This is a genomic window from Streptomyces silaceus, assembly GCF_001419745.1.
GTDB lineage: Bacteria > Actinomycetota > Actinomycetes > Streptomycetales > Streptomycetaceae > Streptomyces > Streptomyces silaceus.
On the sequence record NZ_LIRJ01000083.1, the window covers coordinates 1 to 18,145 of the forward strand.

The following is an 18,145-nucleotide window of genomic DNA, read 5'->3' on the forward strand; positions in this document are numbered from 1 at the left end:
GGTGTGTTCGTGCCGGTGGACGCCGGATACCCGGCCGAGCGCGTCGCCTACGTCCTCGCCGACACGGACCCGGCGGTCGTCGTCTGCACCGCGCGGTCCAGGGGCGCCGTGCCCGCCGGATTCACCGGCCCGGTCGTCGTCACGGACGACCCGCGCACGGCCGACGCGGTGCGGCGCCACGACGGCGGCCCGGTGCGCGACGACGAGCGGGCGGTGCCGCTGGCGGCGGCCCACGCCGCGTACGTCATCCACACCTCGGGGTCGACGGGCACACCCAAGGGTGTCGTGGTCACCCACGCGGGTCTCGGGAACCTCGCGCGGGCACAGATCGACCGCTTCGGCGTGCGGGCGACGTCGCGGGTGCTGCAGTTCGCGTCGCTGAGCTTCGACGCGGCGGTCTCCGAACTCTGCATGGCGTTCCTGTCCGGCGGCGCGCTCGTCGTGGCGGGCCCCGACGACCTGCCGCCGCGCGTGTCGCTCGACGAGGCACTGCGCCGGTCGGGGGCGAGCCACGTGACCGTGCCGCCGAGCGTCCTGGCGGCCGAGGACGGGCTGCCGTCGGCGCTGGAGACCCTGGTCGTGGCGGGCGAGGCCTGCCCGCCGGGGCTCGTCGGCCGCCTGGCACGCGGACGGCGCATGGTGAACGCCTACGGGCCCACCGAGACGACGGTGTGCGCCGCGATGAGCGAGCCGCTGGCGCCCGGCCGGGACACGGTGCCGCTGGGACGGCCCATGGCGAACGTACGGGTGTTCGTCCTGGACGAGTTCCTGCTGCCCGCGCCGCCCGGCGTGGCCGGGGAGCTGTACGTCGCCGGCGCCGGGCTCGCGCGCGGCTACCTGGGGCGCGCCGGGCTGTCGGCCGAGCGGTTCGTGGCCTGTCCGTTCGGGGCGGGCGAGCGGATGTACCGCACCGGGGACGTGGCGCGGTGGACACGCGAGGGCGAACTGCTCTTCGTCGGCCGCGCCGACGACCAGATCAAGGTCCGCGGGCACCGCATCGAGCCCGGCGAGATCGAGGCGGTCCTGACGGCGCACCCGGACGTCGTGCAGGCCGTGGTCGTCGCCCGCCAGGACCGCGCCGACGGCAGCCGCCTCGTCGCCTACGTCGTCCCGGACCCCGCACGGCGGACCGCCGACACGGCCGCCACCGAAGACGGGACCGCGGCCGGACTCGCCGCCGCGCTCCCCGCGTACGTACGCGAGCGGCTGCCCGACCACATGGTGCCCGCGGTCTGTGTGCCGCTCGACCGGCTGCCGCTGACCCCCAACGGCAAGGTCGACCGGGCCGCGCTGCCCGCGCCCGACCTCACCGGGCGGGTCGTCGGGGCCGCGCCGCGCACGGCGACCGAGCGGGTCCTGTGCGCGCTGTTCGCCGAGGTCCTCGGCCTGGAGCGGGTCGGCGTCACGGACGGCTTCTTCGAGCTGGGCGGCGACTCGATCATGTCGATGCAGCTCGCCTCCCGGGCGCGCAGGGCCGGGCTGCTCCTGACGTCCCGGCAGGTGTTCGAGGAGAAGACCCCCGAGCGCCTGGCGACGGTCGCGCAGGCCGCCGACACCGAGGCCGCCGTCGACGACGTCGGTGTCGGCGAGGTGCCCTGGACGCCCGTGATGCGGGCGCTCGGCGAACGGGCGGCGCGCCCCGGGTTCGCGCAGTGGGTGGTCCTCGGCGCCCCGGCCGCGCTCGGCCTGGACGTCCTGGCCGCCGGGCTCGGCGCCGTGCTCGACACGCACGACATGCTGCGGGCCCGCACGGTCCCCGGCGAACCGAAACTGGTCGTCGGCGGGCCGGGCACGGTGGACGCCCACAGCCTCGTCGTCCGCGTCGACGCGGCCCACGCGGACGGCGACGCCTCCCTGGACGAGATCGCGGGACGGGCGGCGCGCGAGGCCGTCACCCGCCTGGACCCGGCCGCCGGCGTGCTCGTCCAGGCCGTCTGGGTCGACGCGGGTCCCGGACGCACGGGCCGTGTCGTGCTCGTGGCGCACCACATGGTGGTCGACGGGGTGTCCTGGCGGCTCCTGGTGCCCGACCTGCGGGCGGCCTGCGAGGCCGCGGCCGCCGGGCGCGCGCCGGAACTGGAGCCGGTGGGGACCTCCTTCCGGCGCTGGGCGGAACTGCTGACGGCCCAGGCCACCGGCGAACGGCGGACCGCCGAACTGGACGACTGGCTGGCCCTGTTGGGCACGCCGCGGCGGCCGCTCGGACACCGCGAGCTGAACCCCGGCGTGGACACCGTACGCACCCTGCGGAACCGGACCTGGGAGGTGCCGCCCGAGCAGGCCGCCACCCTGGTGGGGAAGACCCCGGCCGCCTTCCACTGCGGTGTCGACGACGTACTGCTCGCGACGCTCGCGGGGGCCGTCGGGCACTGGCGGCCCGGCGCCGCCGAAGGGCTCCTGGTCGACGTCGAAGGGCACGGCCGCGAACCCCTGGACGGCGTCGACCTGCTGCGGACGGTCGGCTGGTTCACCAGCGTGCGGCCGGTCCGGCTGGACGTCTCCGGTGCTCACTTGGACGGCGCTATGGCCGGTGAGGGGGCGGCGGGTAGCTTGGTGAAGGCCGTCAAGGAACAGGCACGGGCCGTGCCGGGCGACGGCCTCGGACATGAACTGCTGCGCCATCTCAACCCCGTGACGGGTCCGGTCCTTGAGGCCGCGCCGGCCGCGCAGATCGGCTTCAACTACCTGGGCCGGTTCGCGGCGGGCGGCGGTGCGGGCGGACCCGGCGACGGGGGCCGGGTCGGGCCGTGGCAGCTGGCCGGCGAGACCGCGATCGGCGGTTCCGTCGACCTGGGCATGCCCGCCACGCACGTGCTGGACGCGGCCGCGGTGGTGCGCGACACCGCCGAAGGGCCCGCGCTGACGATCACTCTGAGCTGGGCGAGTCGGCTGCTGGAGGAGGCCGACGCGCAGCGGCTCGGCGACACCTGGCTGCGGATGCTGGCCGGCCTCGCCGGCCACACCGACGACCCCACGGCAGGCGGACACACCCCGTCCGACTTCCGCCTCCTCGACCTCGCACAACACCAGATCGACGAACTCGAAGCCGGATTCGCCGGCGAGTAGCCAACGCCGTCGGGCGCCAGACGTTGTGAGCCGACAGGCACAAAGCCGTTGTGAGGAGACAGAACGATGACCCGACCCCGATCCCTCGTCGAGGACGTGTGGCCCCTCTCGCCGTTGCAGGAGGGGATGCTGTTCCACGCCTCCTTCGACGACCAGGGCCCGGACGTCTACACCGTGCAGTCGGCAGTGGACGTCAACGGCCCCTTGGACACGGATCGGCTGCGGGCGTCGTGGGAGGCGCTCCTCGCCCGGCACGCCGCCTTGCGCGCCTGCTTCCGGCCGGTCACCGGCGCCCACATGGTCCAGGTCATTCCGCGCGAGGTCACGCTGCCCTGGCAGGAGGCGGACGTCTCCGGGCTGCCGGAGGCCGAGGCGACGGCGCGGATCGACCGGCTCGCGGCCCAGGAGCGGGCCGAGCGCTTCGACCTGGCCGTCCCGCCACTGCTGCGCCTGCTGCTGATACGGACCGGCGAGCGGCGCCACCGCCTCGTCATGACGCTCCATCACATCCTGTTGGACGGTTGGTCGATGCCGGTCCTGCTGGGGGAGCTCTCGGCGACGTACGCGGCGGGCGGCACCACCGCCGGACTGCCGCGCGTGGCACCGTACGGCGCCTACGTGTCCTGGCTCGGACGGCAGGACAAGGAAGCCGCGTCGGCCGCCTGGCGGGCGGAGCTCGCCGGAGTCGACGGCTCGACGCTCGTGGCGCCCGCCGACCCGGGCCGCACCCCGCTGCTGCCCGACCAGATCCACAGCGCCGTGTCCAAGGAACTCGCCGACTCCCTGGCCGAGTTGGCGCGCTCCCACGGGCTCACCCTGAACACGGTGGTCCAGGGTGCCTGGGCGCTGGTCCTGGCCCGCCTCGCGGGGCGCACCGACGTCGTGTTCGGCTCGACCGTCGCCGGACGGCCCCCCGAGCTGCCGGGCGTCGAGTCGATGGTCGGCCTCTTCATCAACACGCTGCCGGTCCGGGTGGGCCTCGACGGCGGGCAGCCGGTCGCAGAGTTGCTCGCCCAACTCCAGGAGCGCCAGAGCCACCTGATACCGCATCAGCACGTCGGGCTCGCCGAGGTCCAGAAGCTCGCGGGCGCCGCGGCCGTCTTCGACACACTCGTGCTGTACGAGAACTACCCCCTGCCGCCGCAGGGCCCCGCCCCCGGCCCCGACGCCGTGACCCTCAGCCCGGCGGGCGCCTCGCGCGACGCCTCGCACTACCCGCTCACGCTCGTCGCCGTGCCCGGCGGCGACCGGATGCGCTTCAAGCTGGACTACCGGCCCGACCTGTTCGACCGCGACGCCGCCGAGACGATCGTCCGGCGCTTCGTCCGGGTCCTGGAGCGGATCGCCGCTGATCCCGCGGCCCGCGTCGGCGACATCGACGTACTCGACGCCACCGAGCGCACGCACGTGGTCGACCGGTGGAACGCCACCGAACAGCCCGTGGAGACGGCCTCGGTCGTGACGGCGTTCGAGCAGTGGGCGGCGCGGACCCCCGACACGGTGGCCGTGCGCTGCGGCGCCGACGCCCTGTCGTACGCCGCTGTGGAGGCGCGCGCGAACCGCCTCGCCCGGCACCTGACCGCGCTGGGCGTCGGCCGCGAGCGCACGGTGGGCCTGTGCCTGCCGCGCGGCGTCGACATGGTCGTGGCGGAGCTCGCCGTGTGGAAGGCGGGCGGCGCCTTCGTCCCGCTCGACCCCGCCTACCCGGCCGACCGCCTCGGCTACGTGATCGCCGACAGCGGCGCGGACGTGCTGCTCGGCACCGGCCACACGCTGGCCGACGTCCCGGTCGGCACCGCGCGCGTCGTACATCTGGACGACGAGGAGACCGCACGCGAGATCGCCGCCCGGTCCGCCGCCTCGCCGGACGTGACCGTCCTGCCCGGCCAACTCGCCTACGTCATCTACACGTCCGGGTCGACCGGCCGTCCCAAGGGCGTGGCCCTCGCCCACCAGGGCGTGGCCAACCTCGCCGAGGCCATGCGCCCCGCGCTCGACCTGAACGCCGGCACGGTCATGCTCCAGTACGCGTCGTTCAGCTTCGACGGATCCGTCCTCGACATCGCGGTCACCCTCGCCGCCGGCGGCACCCTCGCCATCGCCTCGGCCGAGGAGCGCACCGAGCCCGCCGCGCTCACCGGCATGATCCGCGACGCGCGCGTCGAGGCTGCCAGCGTCGTGCCGTCCGTCCTGCGCGTCCTGGACCCGGCCGACGTACCCGGCATCCGCAACTGGGTGCTCGGCGGCGAGACGCTGAGCGCCGCCCTCGCGAGCCGGTGGACCGCGCGGACCCGCGTGTGGAACACCTACGGCCCCACCGAGGCGACCGTCATGGCCACCGTCGGCCCGGTCGCCTCCGGAACCGGCGCGCAGGACGACCCGCCGCCCGTCGGACGGCCCCTGGCCAACATGCGCACCTATGTCCTCGACGGGTTCCTGCGGCCGGTGCCGCCCGGCGTCACCGGCGAGCTGTACGTCGCCGGGCCCGGGGTGGCGCGCGGCTACGCGGGACGGCCCGACCTGACGGCGGAGCGGTTCGTGGCCTGCCCGTTCGGCACGGCCGGGCGGATGTACCGCACCGGCGACCTGGCCCGGTGGACGGACGACGGACAGCTGGTGTTCGCCGGGCGCGCCGACGAGCAGGTCAAGCTGCGCGGGTTCCGCGTGGAGCCCGGTGAGATCGAGGCGGTGCTCACCGGCCACACGACGGTGGCGCAGGTGGCGGTGCTCGCCCGCGAGGACGGCCCCGGCGACAAGCGCCTGGTCGCCTACGTCGTGCCCGCCGTGGACACCGCGGAAGGCCCCGTCGACCCCGAGGCGCTGCGCGCGTACGCCGGTGCGCGCCTGCCCGACTACATGGTCCCGGCGGACGTGGTCGTCCTCGACGCGCTGCCGCTCACCGTGAACGGCAAGCTCGACCGGGCCGCCCTGCCCGCGCCGGAGAACGCCGTCCCCGGCGGCAGGGACCCGCGCACGCCCGTCGAGGCGGTCCTGTGCGACGTGTTCGCCGAGGCGCTCGGCATCGAACGCGTCGGCGCGGAGGACTCGTTCTTCGCCCTCGGCGGCGACTCGATCCTGTCGATGATGCTGGTGTCCGGCGCCCGCCGCGCGGGCCTCGCCATCACCGCGCGCCAGGTCTTCGAGCACCGCACCCCCGCCGCCCTCGCGCTCGTCGCCACCCCCACGGACGGCGCGGCCACCACCGGCGACCCCGGGACCGGCGAGGTCCCGCTGACCCCGGTGATGCACGAACTGCTCCGGCGCGTCGGCGCCGACGGCATCGGCAGGGTCGTCCAGTCCGCCGTGGTCGAGGCCCCGGCCGGGCTGCGCCCCGAGACGCTGGCCGACGCGGTGCGCGCGGTCGTCGACCACCACGACATCCTGCGCGCACGCCTGGAGACGGAGCCGCCCCGGCTCGTCGTGTCAGGCCCCGGTACCGCCCCGGCCGGGGCGTGGGTGCGCCGCGTCGACGCGGCCTCCGTGCCCGCCGACGAACTGCCCCGCACGATCGCCGAACAGACCAGGGAGGCGGTGGAGCGGCTCGACCCGCGCTCCGGCGTCATGCTCCAGGTCGTCTGGCTCGACCTCGGCCCCGGCACCGCGGGACGGCTCCTGTTCGTCGTCGACCACCTCGTCGTCGACGCGGTGTCCTGGCGGATCCTGCTGCCCGACCTCGAGCAGGCGTGCGCGGCCCTGGCCGCCGCCCGCAAGCCCGAACTGGAGCCGGTGCCCACGTCGTTCCGGCACTGGGCGCGCGCCCTGGCCGACCAGGCGAACAGCGCGGAGCGCACGGCGGAACTGGCCCAGTGGACGGAGCTGCTCCAGGGCCCCGACCCGCAGCTCACCGCCGAGCCCGCCGACCCGGCCCGCGACGTCGCCGCCACCGTGCGGCGGTTCTCCACGACCCTGCCGGCCGACGTCACCTCGGCCCTGCTGACCCGTCTGCCCGCCGCGTACCACGCGGGCGTCGACGACGTGCTCCTGACCGGACTCGCCGCCGCCGTCGCGCGCTGGCGCAACGGCGCGGACCCCGAGGGCGGCTTCCTGGTGGACGTGGAGGGCCACGGCCGCGTGGAGCTGTCCGAGGGCATGGACCTGTCGCGGACCGTCGGCTGGTTCACCGGCACGCACCCGGTGCGGCTCGACGTGGGCACCCCCGACTTCGAGGACTTCCTCGACGGCGGCCCGGACGCGGGCGATGCCGTGAAGCGGGTCAAGGAACAACTGCGTGCGGTGCCCGGCGACGGCCTCGGCCACGGCCTGCTGCGCCACCTCAACGACGAGACCGCACCGCAGCTCGCCGCGCTGCCGTCCGCCCGGATCGGCTTCACCTACCTCGGCCGCGTGCCCGGGGCCCCGGCCGACGACGACCGCGCGGCCTCGGCCGGGCAGCCGGACGCCGGACTCCCGGTCGCCCACCCCCTGGAGGTCGTCGGAGCCGTCCACGAAGGCGCCGGGGGAGCGCGGCTCACGCTGAGCCTGGCCTGCCCCGAGCACCTCCTGGACGAGACGGCGGCACGCTCCCTGGTCGAGGGCTGGGCCGAGATGCTGACCGGTCTGGCCGCCCACGCGGACGACGGCGCCGCGGGCGGCTTCACCCCCTCCGACTTCCCGCTGGTCGCGCTCACCCAGCAGCAGGTGGAGAAGCTGGAGAACGCGGCGCCCGGCCTGGCCGACATCTGGCCGCTCTCGCCGCTCCAGGAAGGCCTGCTCTTCCACTCGATGTTCGCGGACCAGGGCCCGGACGTGTACGTCGAGCAGATGATCCTCGGCCTGGAGGGGGAGCTGGACACCGACGTCCTGCGCGCCTCCTGGCAGTCCGTCCTCGACCGGCACGCCAGCCTCCGCGTCGGCTTCCGGCAGGTGGCCGGATCCGGGCAGGCCGTCCAGATCGTCATGCCGAAGGCCGTCCTGCCGTGGCGCGAGGAGGACCTGTCCGGCCTCGACGAGGAGGCCGCCTGGGAGGAGTCGGAGCGCATCGGCAAGGAGGAGCGCGACAAGGGCTTCGACCTGGCCAAGCCGCCACTTCTGAAGGTGCTGCTCGTCAAGACGGGCGAGAACCGCCACCGGATGATGGTGACGCTGCACCACATCGTCCTCGACGGCTGGTCGCTGCCGGTCCTGCGGCGCGAGCTGTGGGCCTGCTACGAAGCCGGCGGCGCCGCCGCCGGGCTGCCCGCGGTGACCCCCTACCGGGACTATCTGGCCTGGCTGGGGCGGCAGGACAAGGAGGCGGCGCAGGAGGCCTGGCGCGAGGAGCTGGCCGGTGCCGACGAGCCGACCCTGGTCGTGCCCATCACACCGGGCACGACGGTCGCGCCGGACGGCGACTCCGAGGAGGTCTTCGCCGTGGCGGGCCCCGCGCTCGACGCCGCGCTCGGCGAGCTGACCCGCACCCACGACGTCACGCTCAACACCGTCGTCCAGGCCGCCTGGGCCATGGTCATCGGCCAGCTGGCGGGGCGCCAGGACGTGGTGTTCGGCGCCTCCGTGGCGGGCCGGCCCGCGGACCTGCCGGGCATGGAGGACATGCTCGGGCTGTTCATCAACACCGTGCCCGTACGGGTGCGGTTCGACGCCCCGCAGTCCGTCGCCGACGTCCTCGCGGACGTCCAGGCCCGCCAGTCGGCGCTGATGGACCACCAGTACCTGAGCCTGGGCGACATCCAGCGGACCGCAGGACCGGGCGCGACCTTCGACTCCCTCATGGCGTTCGAGAGCTTCCCCTCCGGGACGGACGCGCCGGCGCGGTCCGGCGAGGGCAGCCGGGAGGCCGAGCCCGCCGGACTGCGGTTCACCGAGGCCGGGATGCGCGAGTCCATCAACTATCCGCTCGGTCTCGTCGTGGACCCGCTCGGCGGCCTGCGGATGCGGCTGACCTACCGCTCGGACATCTTCGACGAGCGGACGGCCCGTGCCCTGCTCGACCGGCTGCTGCGGGCGCTGCGGCAGATGGCGGCCGACCCCCGGCTCCCCGTCAGCGGCATCGAGCTGTCGGCCGACGCGGAGCGCGCGCTGGTGACCGAGGCCTGGAACGCGACGACGGCGAGTGTCCCGGACGGCCTGCTGCCCGAGCTCTTCGAGGAGCGGGCGCGCCGGGCCCCCGACGCCATGGCCGTGCGCTGCGGCGACGACGCCGTGTCGTACGGCGAGCTGGACGAGCGGGCGAACCGGCTGGCCCGGCACCTCCGTGCTCTGGGCGTCGGCCGTGAGGCGCGGGTGGGCCTGTGCCTGCCGCGCGGAGTGGACATGGTCCTGGGCGAGCTGGCGGTGTGGAAGGCGGGCGGCGCGTTCGTGCCGCTCGACCCGGAGTACCCGGCCGACCGCCTCGGGTACGTGCTCGCCGACAGCGGCGCGGACGTGGTCCTCGGCGCGGGTGAGTCGCTGGCCGACGTCCCGGTGGGTGCGGCGCGCGTCGTCCTCCTGGACGCGGCGGAGACCGAGGAGGCGCTGGCGGCCGAGTCCGCCGCACCGCTGGGCACACGGACGCTCCCGGACCAACTGGCGTACGTGATCTACACGTCCGGGTCGACGGGCCGTCCCAAGGGGGTGGCCGTGGCCCACGGCGGCGTGGCGAACCTGGCCGAGGTCATGCGGCCCGCCCTCGGGGTCGCCGAGGGGGTGACCGTGTTGCAGTTCGCGTCGTTCAGCTTCGACGCGGCCGTCCTGGACGTGGCCGTCACCCTCGCCGCCGGCGGCACCCTGGCCATCGCGTCCGGTCAGGAGCGCGCCGAACCCGGCGCCCTGGCGGAGATGATCGAAGCCGCGGGCGTGAGCACGGCGAGCGTCGTGCCCTCCCTCCTGGGGCTGCTGGACGCCGACGACGTGACCGGCGTGGGCACCTGGGTGCTCGGCGCGGAGCTCCTGACCGCCGACCTGGCGAGCCGCTGGACGCCCCAGGCCACGGTCTGGAACACCTACGGCCCGACCGAGGCGACCGTCATGGCCACCGCGGGACCGGTGGACGCCGACATCAGGTCGGAGCACCAACCGCCGCCGATCGGCAGCCCGTTGGGCAACGTACGCACGTACGTCCTGGACTCCTTCCTGCGCCCCGTGGCGCCCGGCGTGGTCGGCGAGGTCCACATCGCCGGTGCCGGTGTGGCACGGGGGTACGTGGGGCGGCCCGACCTGACGGCCGAGCGGTTCGTGGCGTGCCCGTTCAGCGCGGGCGGCCGCATGTACCGGACGGGTGACCTGGCCCGGTGGACCGTCGACGGGCAGCTGCTGTTCGCGGGGCGGGCCGACGACCAGGTGAAGATCCGCGGGTTCCGCGTGGAGCTGGGCGAGGTCGAGGCGGTGCTCGCCTCGCACCCGGCGGTCCGGCAGGCCGTGGCCATCGTGCGCGAGGACCGGCCGGGGGAGCGACGCCTGATCGGCTACGTCGTGCCGGACACCGAGGACACCGACGTGGACGTCGACGCGGTGCGCGAGCATCTGGCCGGCGTGCTGCCGGACTACATGGTCCCCGTCGCCGTCGTGGTCCTCGACAAGCTGCCGCTCACCCGCAACGGCAAGGTCAACCGCAGGGCGCTGCCCGCGCCGGACTTCGCGGGCCGGGTCTCCGGACGCGAACCGGAGAACGAGACCCAGGCCAGGCTCTGCGCGCTCTTCGCGGAGATCCTCGACCTCGAACGGGTCGGCATCGACGACAACTTCTTCGACCTGGGCGGTGACTCCGGGCTCGCGATGCGCCTTGCCGCGCGGGTCCGCGAGGAGTTCGGCATCGAGCTGAGCATGCGGCGCTTCTTCGGCGCCTCCACGCCGCTCGGCGTCGCGCGGCTGCTGACCTCCAAGGAACTCCCGGAGCTGCGGCCCGTCGACCACCCCGACGACATCCCCGCCACGGCGGCCCAGACCCGCACCTGGCGGCTCGAACAGGAGAGCCCCGGCTCGGCGGCCCGGCGGACCTCCGTCGCGCTGCGCCTCAACGGCAGGCTCGACCGCGTCGCGCTGGAGGCGGCCCTGGGCGACGTCGCGGCACGCCACGACATCCTGCGCTCGGTCTTCGCCGCCACCGACCGCGACGAGGTGTGCCAGCGCGTCCTGGACCTCGACGGGGCCCGGCCCGCGCTGCCGGTGACACCGGCGACCGAGGAGAGCCTGCCGGGGCTGCTGACCGACCACGCGGGACACGAGTTCGACCTCGCCCGGGAGACGCCCTGGACGAGCCGGCTGTTCGCGCTCTCGGAGACCGAACACGTCCTGCTGATGGTCGTGCACCGGATCGCGGCGGACGACACCTCGCTCATCGTCCTGGTCCGCGACCTGGCGGCGGCCTACGGAGCGCGCCGCGAGGGCCGGACCCCCGAACGGGCCCCGCTGCCCCTGCAGTTCGCCGACTACGCGCTGTGGGAACGCGAGATGCTCCAGGACCAGCAGGACCCCGACAGCCTCATCGGCGAGCAGTTCGCCTTCTGGAAGAAGGCCCTCGCCGACCTGGGCGCGGAGCTGGAGCTGCCGGCCGACAGGCCGCGGCCCCCGGTCGCCACGCACCGGGCCGACGAGGTCCCCCTGGTCGTCGACGGCGACACGCACTCCCGGCTGATGGAGGCCGCCGAGGCGGACGGAGCGACGCTCTTCATGGTCCTCCAGGCCGCGCTCTCCCTGCTCCTCTCGGGGCTCGGCGCGGGACCCGACGTCACCCTCGGCACGGTGCTGCCGCTGCGCGACGAGGAAGGCGACCTGGACGGCCTGGTCGGCCCCTTCGCCGACCCGCTGGCCCTGCGCACCGACGTCTCCGGCGACCCCACGTTCCGTGAACTCCTGGGCCGGGCGCGCGACACGTACCAACGGGCGGTGCAGAACCCGGACGTGCCGTTCGCGCGCCTCGTGGACGCCCTCGCCGTGCCGCCCTCCGCGACCCGGCACCCCGTGTTCCAGGTCCTGCTCGAAGTGCACGGCGACGCCGCCGAGGTGTGGGAGTCGCCGGAGCTGCCCGGCCTGAGCACCACCCGCCTGCCCGTGGGGACGCCCGCCGGCGACCTCGACCTGTCGATCGGCCTCACCGAACGGCACGGGGTCGAGGGCCGCCCGAGCGGCGTCGACGGTGCCATCCGCTACGCGGCCGAGCTGTTCGACCGGTCCACCGTCACCGCGCTCGCGCGCCGGTTCGTCCGCGTCCTCGAACAGGTCGCCGCCGACCCGGGGCTGCGCCTCAGCGAGATCGAGCTCCTCCTCGACGCGGACGAGCGCCGCCACGCGCTGGAGGCGTGGGACGACACGGACGGCATGGTCGCCGAGGTGACCGACGGCACCGTCGTCTCGCTCCTCGCCGAGCGGGCCGCGCTCCACCCGGACGCGGTGGCCGTCACCGACGACTACGGCACGCTCACCCACGGCCAGCTGGACGTGGCGTCCGCACGGCTCGCCCGCCGGCTGACCGAACGGGGTGTCGGCGCGGAGGACGTCGTCCTCGTGGCCCTGCCGCCCACCGCGGCACTCGTCGTCGCGCTGCTCGGCGTGCTCAGGGCGGGCGCCGCCTGCCTGTTCGCCGACCCGAACAAGCCCATGGAGGACATCGCCTCCAGCCTGCGCCGGGCCACCCCGGCCCTGCTGGTCTGCGACGTCGGCATGGCGCCGCTCCTGTCCGACGGCATCACCGTGCCGATGCTGCTGGTCGAGGACCCGCACGCGGTCGCGGCGAGCGGCGCGTCGGCGGCGAACGGAGCCGGCGCACGGCTGCCCCTGCCCGGCCACGCGGCGCTCGTGCTCGGTGCCACCGCGCCCGGCGCCGAGGGCGCCGTCGTGGGTGCGGTCGTCGAGCACCGCACCCTGCTCGGCCAGACCGCGCACCGGATGCGCGTCGCACCCGCCGGGGACGGCGTGACCGTCCTGGACGTACGCGCCCCCGTCACCGCCCTCGTGACACCGCTCCTGGCCGCCCTGTGCGAGGGCGGCGGCGTCCGGCTCGCCGTGCCCGGCGAGAACACGACCGCGGCCGACGGCGCCCACCTCCTCGTCACCACGCAGGAGTTGCTGCCGACCGTCCCCGAACCGGCCGACGGACAGCCGCCGTTCGCCGCCGTCACGGTGGCCGACGACACCGGGACGACGGACGTCGACGACACCCGGGACTGGCTCGGCCGCCACCCGCGGTCCGCGCTGGTCGGTGTCCACGGCACCGCGGAGACCGCGGGCGCCTGGCTCGGCCACCACGGCGCACCCGGCGTGCCCCTGCCCGCCGAGGCCCCCGCGGGACGACCGCTGCCGGGCACCCGCGCCTTCGTCCTGGACGACTTCCTGCGCCCGGTCCCGCCGGGCGGTACCGGCGACCTCTACCTCGCGGGGTCCGTGCTCGCGCGGGGCTACGCGGAGAGTCCGGCCCCGACCGGGCAGCGGTTCGTCGCCTGCCCCTTCGGGACCGGGGGAGAGCGGATGCTGCGCACCGGCGAGCGCGCCCGGCGTACGGCCACCGGCCTGCTCGCCCTGCGCGGCAAGAGCCTCGGCGCCGCGAGCACCCGGCCGGGGCGCCGAGCGGGGACGGACCACGGCGACCTGGAGATCATGCTGCCGCTGCGCCCGACGGGCAGCCGCCCGCCGCTGTTCTGCATCCACACCGGTACGGGACTGAGCTGGGCGTACGCCGCCCTGCTGCGGCACCTGCCGCAGGACCTGCCCATGTACGGCGTGCAGGCCCGCGGGCTCGCCGAACCGGAGCCGATGCCGCAGAGCCTGGAGGAGATGGCCGCCGACTACGTCGAGCAGATCAGGACCGTCCAGCCGGCCGGCCCCTACCACCTGCTCGGCTGGTCGCTCGGCGGCCTGGTCGCCCAGGCGGTCGCCACCCGGTTCGAGGAGCAGGGCGAGGAGGTGCGGCTGCTCGGTGTGATCGACGGCTACCCCGAGGGGACCGGCGGCGCGGACTACCGTCAGCCCGAGGCGGGACAGGCCGACGACGCCACCCCCATGGACGACCTGCGGCTGCCGTCCGGGCAGGACGTCGGCACGGGCATGGACGAAGGCCTGAAGTCGAACATGCGGGACGTCATCGAGAACCTGGGACGCATCACGCCGCAGCACACGCCGCGCCGCTCCCGGGGCGACCTGACCCTGTTCCTCGCCGCCCAGGAGCGGCCCGAGGGGCTGCCGGTGTCGGTCGCGCGGGAGAGCTGGAAGCCCTACGTCGAGGGGACCGTCGACGCGCACGAGATCGCCGCGACGCACTTCACGATGCTCCAGCCCGGCCCGTCCTCGGACATCGCGCGCGTCCTCACGGCGAAGCTGCTGGCCGGCGAGGACACCGAAGCCGCCGACGACACCGGTGAGGAGTGAGTCCGACATGCCCCGGACAGTGACGCCGGGCCCGCCCCGGACGCGGACCACGGATGGCGAGAGGAACCCCTGAATGCCCAAGCGACTGCAGACCGCCGCGCACACGCGCCGGAACGGCATCGAGCCCCTGCCCGAACTGGCCCGGATCACCACCGAGTCACCGCTCGTCCAGGTCGATGCCGCCGGACCCTTCTCCGGCTGGCACTGGCTGGCCACCGGCTACGACGAGGTACGGGCGGTCCTCAGCGACGACAGCTTCAGCATGCTGCCGCCGCCCACCCAGATGAACACCGCCGCCGGACACGTCGAGATCGGCAATCTCCTCCAGTACGACCCGCCGGACCACACCCGGCTGCGCAAGATGCTGGCGCCCGAGTTCACGGTGCGGCGGATCCGCCGGCTCGAACCCTTCGTCGCGGAGATCGTCGCGGACTGCCTGGACGCCCTGGAGAGCGCCGGGCAACCCGCCGACCTCATGCGCACCTTCGCCCTGCCCGTCCCCGGCCTGGTCGGCTGCGCCCTGCTGGGCGTGCCCCGCGACGACGCGGCCGACCTGGCGCGCAACTTCAGCTCCAGCCGCCAGGCCGCGGGCGACCAGCGCACCGACCCCCGCGAGCGGGAGCGGCAGCGCGCGGCGGGCAACGCCTACGTCACGTACATGCGCAGGCTCGTCCGGCAGAAGCGCCGCGACCCCGGCGACGACCTGCTGGGCATGCTGATCCGTGACCACGGCACCAGCATCACCGACGAGGAGCTGACGGGCACCGCCGCGACGCTGCTGGGGTCCAGCATCGAGAACGTCGGCGGGATGCTGGCCCTCGCGCCCCTCGCGCTCCTCCAGTACCCCGACCAGCTCGCCCTCTTCCTGGAGCGGCCCGAGCTGACCGACCGGGCGATCGAGGAGCTGCTGCGCTACGTCTCGTCGGTGCCCAACGCCATTCCGCGCTACGCCCTCAAGGACGTGAAGGTCGGCGGGTACACCATCCGCCGGGGCGAGTTGGTGATGTGCTCCATGCTCGCGGTCAACCGGGCCGGGCTGCCGGGCGTGTCGCAGGACACCCTCGACATCACCCGCGACAGCAGCGGCCATGTGGCCTTCGGGCACGGCATCCACCACTGCCTGGGCGCCTCGCTGGCCAGGCTGGAGCTGCGGATCGGGCTGCCGGCGCTGCTGCGCAGGTTCCCCGGGCTGCGGCTCGCCGTGCCGGCCGAACAGCTCAGGTACCGGACCTGGACCCCCAACTACGGGGTGGACGAGCTGCCGGTGGCCTGGTGAATCACCGGACACGTACGAGAAAGGACGAGCGTCCATGCCCAAGCCGTTGAAGGACCCCGACCAAGCGCCGCTCGTCGAGACCGTCGTGCCGGGGACCACGGACCGTGCCTGGATCGCCAACGGCTACGACGAGGTGCGGACGATCCTCAGCGACGACCGGTTCAGCACCATGCCGCCGGCCGACAGCGCCGAGGCCTCCCGCCGTCTCCTGCAGCCCGGCAACCTCCTGCAGTACGACCCGCCCGAGCACACCCGGCTGCGCAGGATGCTGACGGCGGAGTTCACGCTCCGCCGGGTCCGCGCCCTCGAACCGCTCGTCGAGGACATCGTGAGGGAACGCCTCGACGCGATCGAGGGCGCCGGGCAGCCCGTCGACCTCGTCCAGCACTTCGTGTGGCCCACCACCAGCCTGATCGGCTGCGCGATGCTCGGCATCCCGCGGGACGACCAGGCCGAACTGGCCCGCCACCTCGACACCAACCGCGTCGACAACCCCGACCGGGGGCAGCGCGACCTGGCGGGCACCGCCTACCTCGTGTACCTCGGCAAGCTCATGCGGCAGAAGCGCCGCAACCCCGGCGACGACCTGCTGGGCAGGCTCATCCGCAAGCACGGGGCGAACCTCACCGAGGGCGAGCTGACCGGCACCGCCGCGACGCTGCTGGCCTCACTGATCCCGATCACCGGCGGCACCCTCGGTCTCGGCCTCGTCGGACTCCTGGAGAACCCGGACCAGCTCGCCCTGCTCATCGAGCGGCCCGACCTGATGGACCACGCGGTGGAGGAGGTCATCCGCAGCGTGACGATCATCCCGCACGCCTCGCCGCGCACCGCCAAGGAGGACGTGACCATCGGCGAGCACACCATCAAGTCCGGTGAGTTCGTGGCGTGTTCTCTCCTGGAGGCCAACGGCACCCGGCTGCCCGGAGAGCCGCAGGACACCCTCGACATCACCCGCGACAACAGCGGTCACATGGCGTTCGGGCACGGCCTCCACTACTGCCTGGGCGCGTCCCTGGCCCGCATGGAGCTGAGCGTCGCCCTCTCGGGGCTGCTGCGGCGCTTCCCGAAGGTGCGGCTCGCGGTGCCGCGCGACGAGCTGCGCTTCACGGCGAAGTCCGTGGAGACGCTGCCGGTGGCCTGGTAGGGGAGCGGCGGACATGGCGCACGAGACGTCGCAGCTCCCCCCGCACACCCGGCGCACCCGCTTCGACCCGGCCGACGAACTGCGCGGGCTGGCCGCCGACGGGCCCGTCACCCGGGTGCGGCTCGCGCCCGGCGCCGGAGAGCGGCCGCTGTGGCTGGTCACCGGCTACGACGAGGTCCGCCAGGTCCTCGGCGACCAGGTGCGGTTCTCCACCAGCCGCTTCGGCGCGCGGACCCCGGGCGGCCGGAGCGCCGAGCGGCCCGACGACGGCATCGGGCTGCTCATGGACTACGACCCGCCCGAGCACACCCGGCTGCGCAAGATGCTCACCCCCGAGTTCACCGTCCGGCGCATGCGCAGACTCCGGCCGGGGATCGAGGCGATCGTGAGCGAACGCCTCGACGCGGTCGAACGCGCGGGCCCGCCCGCCGACCTGGTGGAGCTGTTCGCCAACACCGTCCCCGGTCCTGTGCTGTGCGAGCTGATCGGCGTGCCGCGCGACGACCGCGACGAGTTCCTGCGCCGCTGCCACGCCCACCTGGAGACCGGCAGGGCGCGCGGGGAACGGGCCGCCGCGGGAACGGCGTTCACCCGCTACCTCGCCGCGCTGGTGTCCCGGCAGCGCAGGAACCCCGACGAGGGCTTCCTCGGCATGCTGGTCCGCGATCACGGCGACGAGTTCACCGACAAGGAGCTGCGGGGCATCTGCGTCCTGCTGATGCTCGCGGGGCTCGACAACATCTCCGGGATGCTGGGCCTCGGCGCGCTGGCACTCCTGGAGAATCCCGGTCAACTCGCCCTGGTCCGCGACGATCCCGCGGCCCTGGACCGGGCGATCGAGGAGCTCCTGCGCTATCTGTCGGTGCCGCACGCCCCCACGCCCCGCACCGCGCTGGAGGACATGACGCTCGGCGGGAAGGTGATCAGGGCCGGCGACACCCTCGTCTGCTCGATCCCCATGGCCAACCGCGACCCGGCGCTCCTCGGCGACCCCGACCGGCTGGACGTCACCCGCGAGCCCGTGCCGCACGTCGCCTTCGGCCACGGCATCCACCACTGCCTGGGCGCGGCGCTCGCCCGCATGGAACTGAGCATCGGATACGGCCAGTTGCTCGCCCGCTTCCCCGGCCTGCGCCTCGCGGTGCCCGCCGAGGACGTGCGGTTCCGCGACCGGTCGACCGCGTACGGAGTGGAGCGGCTGCCCGTCCTGTGGTGAGGGCGGGGAGCGACACGACAGGGGGACACGGAACCGGTAGGGGAACGGGAGGGCGAGGGGGATGGAGATACGGGTGGACCGTGACCGGTGCGCCGGATCGGGCCTGTGCATGAGCGTTGTGCCCGCCGTCTTCGACCAGTCGGAGGACGACGGCAAGGTGCTGCTC

6 protein-coding genes are annotated in these 18,145 nt (G+C 74.6%); all 6 read left to right on the plus strand.

The annotated features are described in order from the left end of the window. A partial coding sequence (locus tag AOK22_RS10050) for a non-ribosomal peptide synthetase (protein WP_157872207.1) occupies window positions 1-3,066 on the plus strand: 3,066 nt, incomplete at its 5' end. Window positions 3,067-3,132: 66 nt separating this feature from the next. After that, window positions 3,133-14,340, plus strand: coding sequence for an amino acid adenylation domain-containing protein (locus tag AOK22_RS42595; RefSeq protein ID WP_079036467.1), 11,208 nt, complete (start codon window positions 3,133-3,135; stop codon window positions 14,338-14,340). A gap of 73 nt (window positions 14,341-14,413) precedes the next feature. Then, window positions 14,414-15,616 (plus strand): cytochrome P450, encoded by a 1,203-nt coding sequence (locus AOK22_RS10060; protein ID WP_055698240.1) that lies wholly within the window; start codon window positions 14,414-14,416, stop codon window positions 15,614-15,616. A gap of 34 nt (window positions 15,617-15,650) precedes the next feature. Next, window positions 15,651-16,763 (plus strand): cytochrome P450, encoded by a 1,113-nt coding sequence (locus AOK22_RS10065; protein ID WP_055698241.1) that lies wholly within the window; start codon window positions 15,651-15,653, stop codon window positions 16,761-16,763. 13 nt (window positions 16,764-16,776) lie between these two features. Then, window positions 16,777-17,979 (plus strand): cytochrome P450, encoded by a 1,203-nt coding sequence (locus tag AOK22_RS10070; RefSeq protein ID WP_055698242.1) that lies wholly within the window; start codon window positions 16,777-16,779, stop codon window positions 17,977-17,979. A 61-nt stretch (window positions 17,980-18,040) separates the two neighbouring features. Continuing rightward, the coding region (locus AOK22_RS43690) for a ferredoxin (RefSeq protein ID WP_167357841.1) at window positions 18,041-18,145 on the plus strand (105 nt) is incomplete at its 3' end.

What these genes read in the sequence shown, in the direction of transcription:
- AOK22_RS42595 (WP_079036467.1), top strand. Translation starts at nt 3,133, where the DNA reads ATGACCCGACCCCGATCCCTCGTCGAGGACGTGTGGCCCCTCTCGCCG.
- AOK22_RS10060 (WP_055698240.1), top strand. Translation starts at nt 14,414, where the DNA reads ATGCCCAAGCGACTGCAGACCGCCGCGCACACGCGCCGGAACGGCATC.
- AOK22_RS10065 (WP_055698241.1), top strand. Translation starts at nt 15,651, where the DNA reads ATGCCCAAGCCGTTGAAGGACCCCGACCAAGCGCCGCTCGTCGAGACC.
- AOK22_RS10070 (WP_055698242.1), top strand. Translation starts at nt 16,777, where the DNA reads ATGGCGCACGAGACGTCGCAGCTCCCCCCGCACACCCGGCGCACCCGC.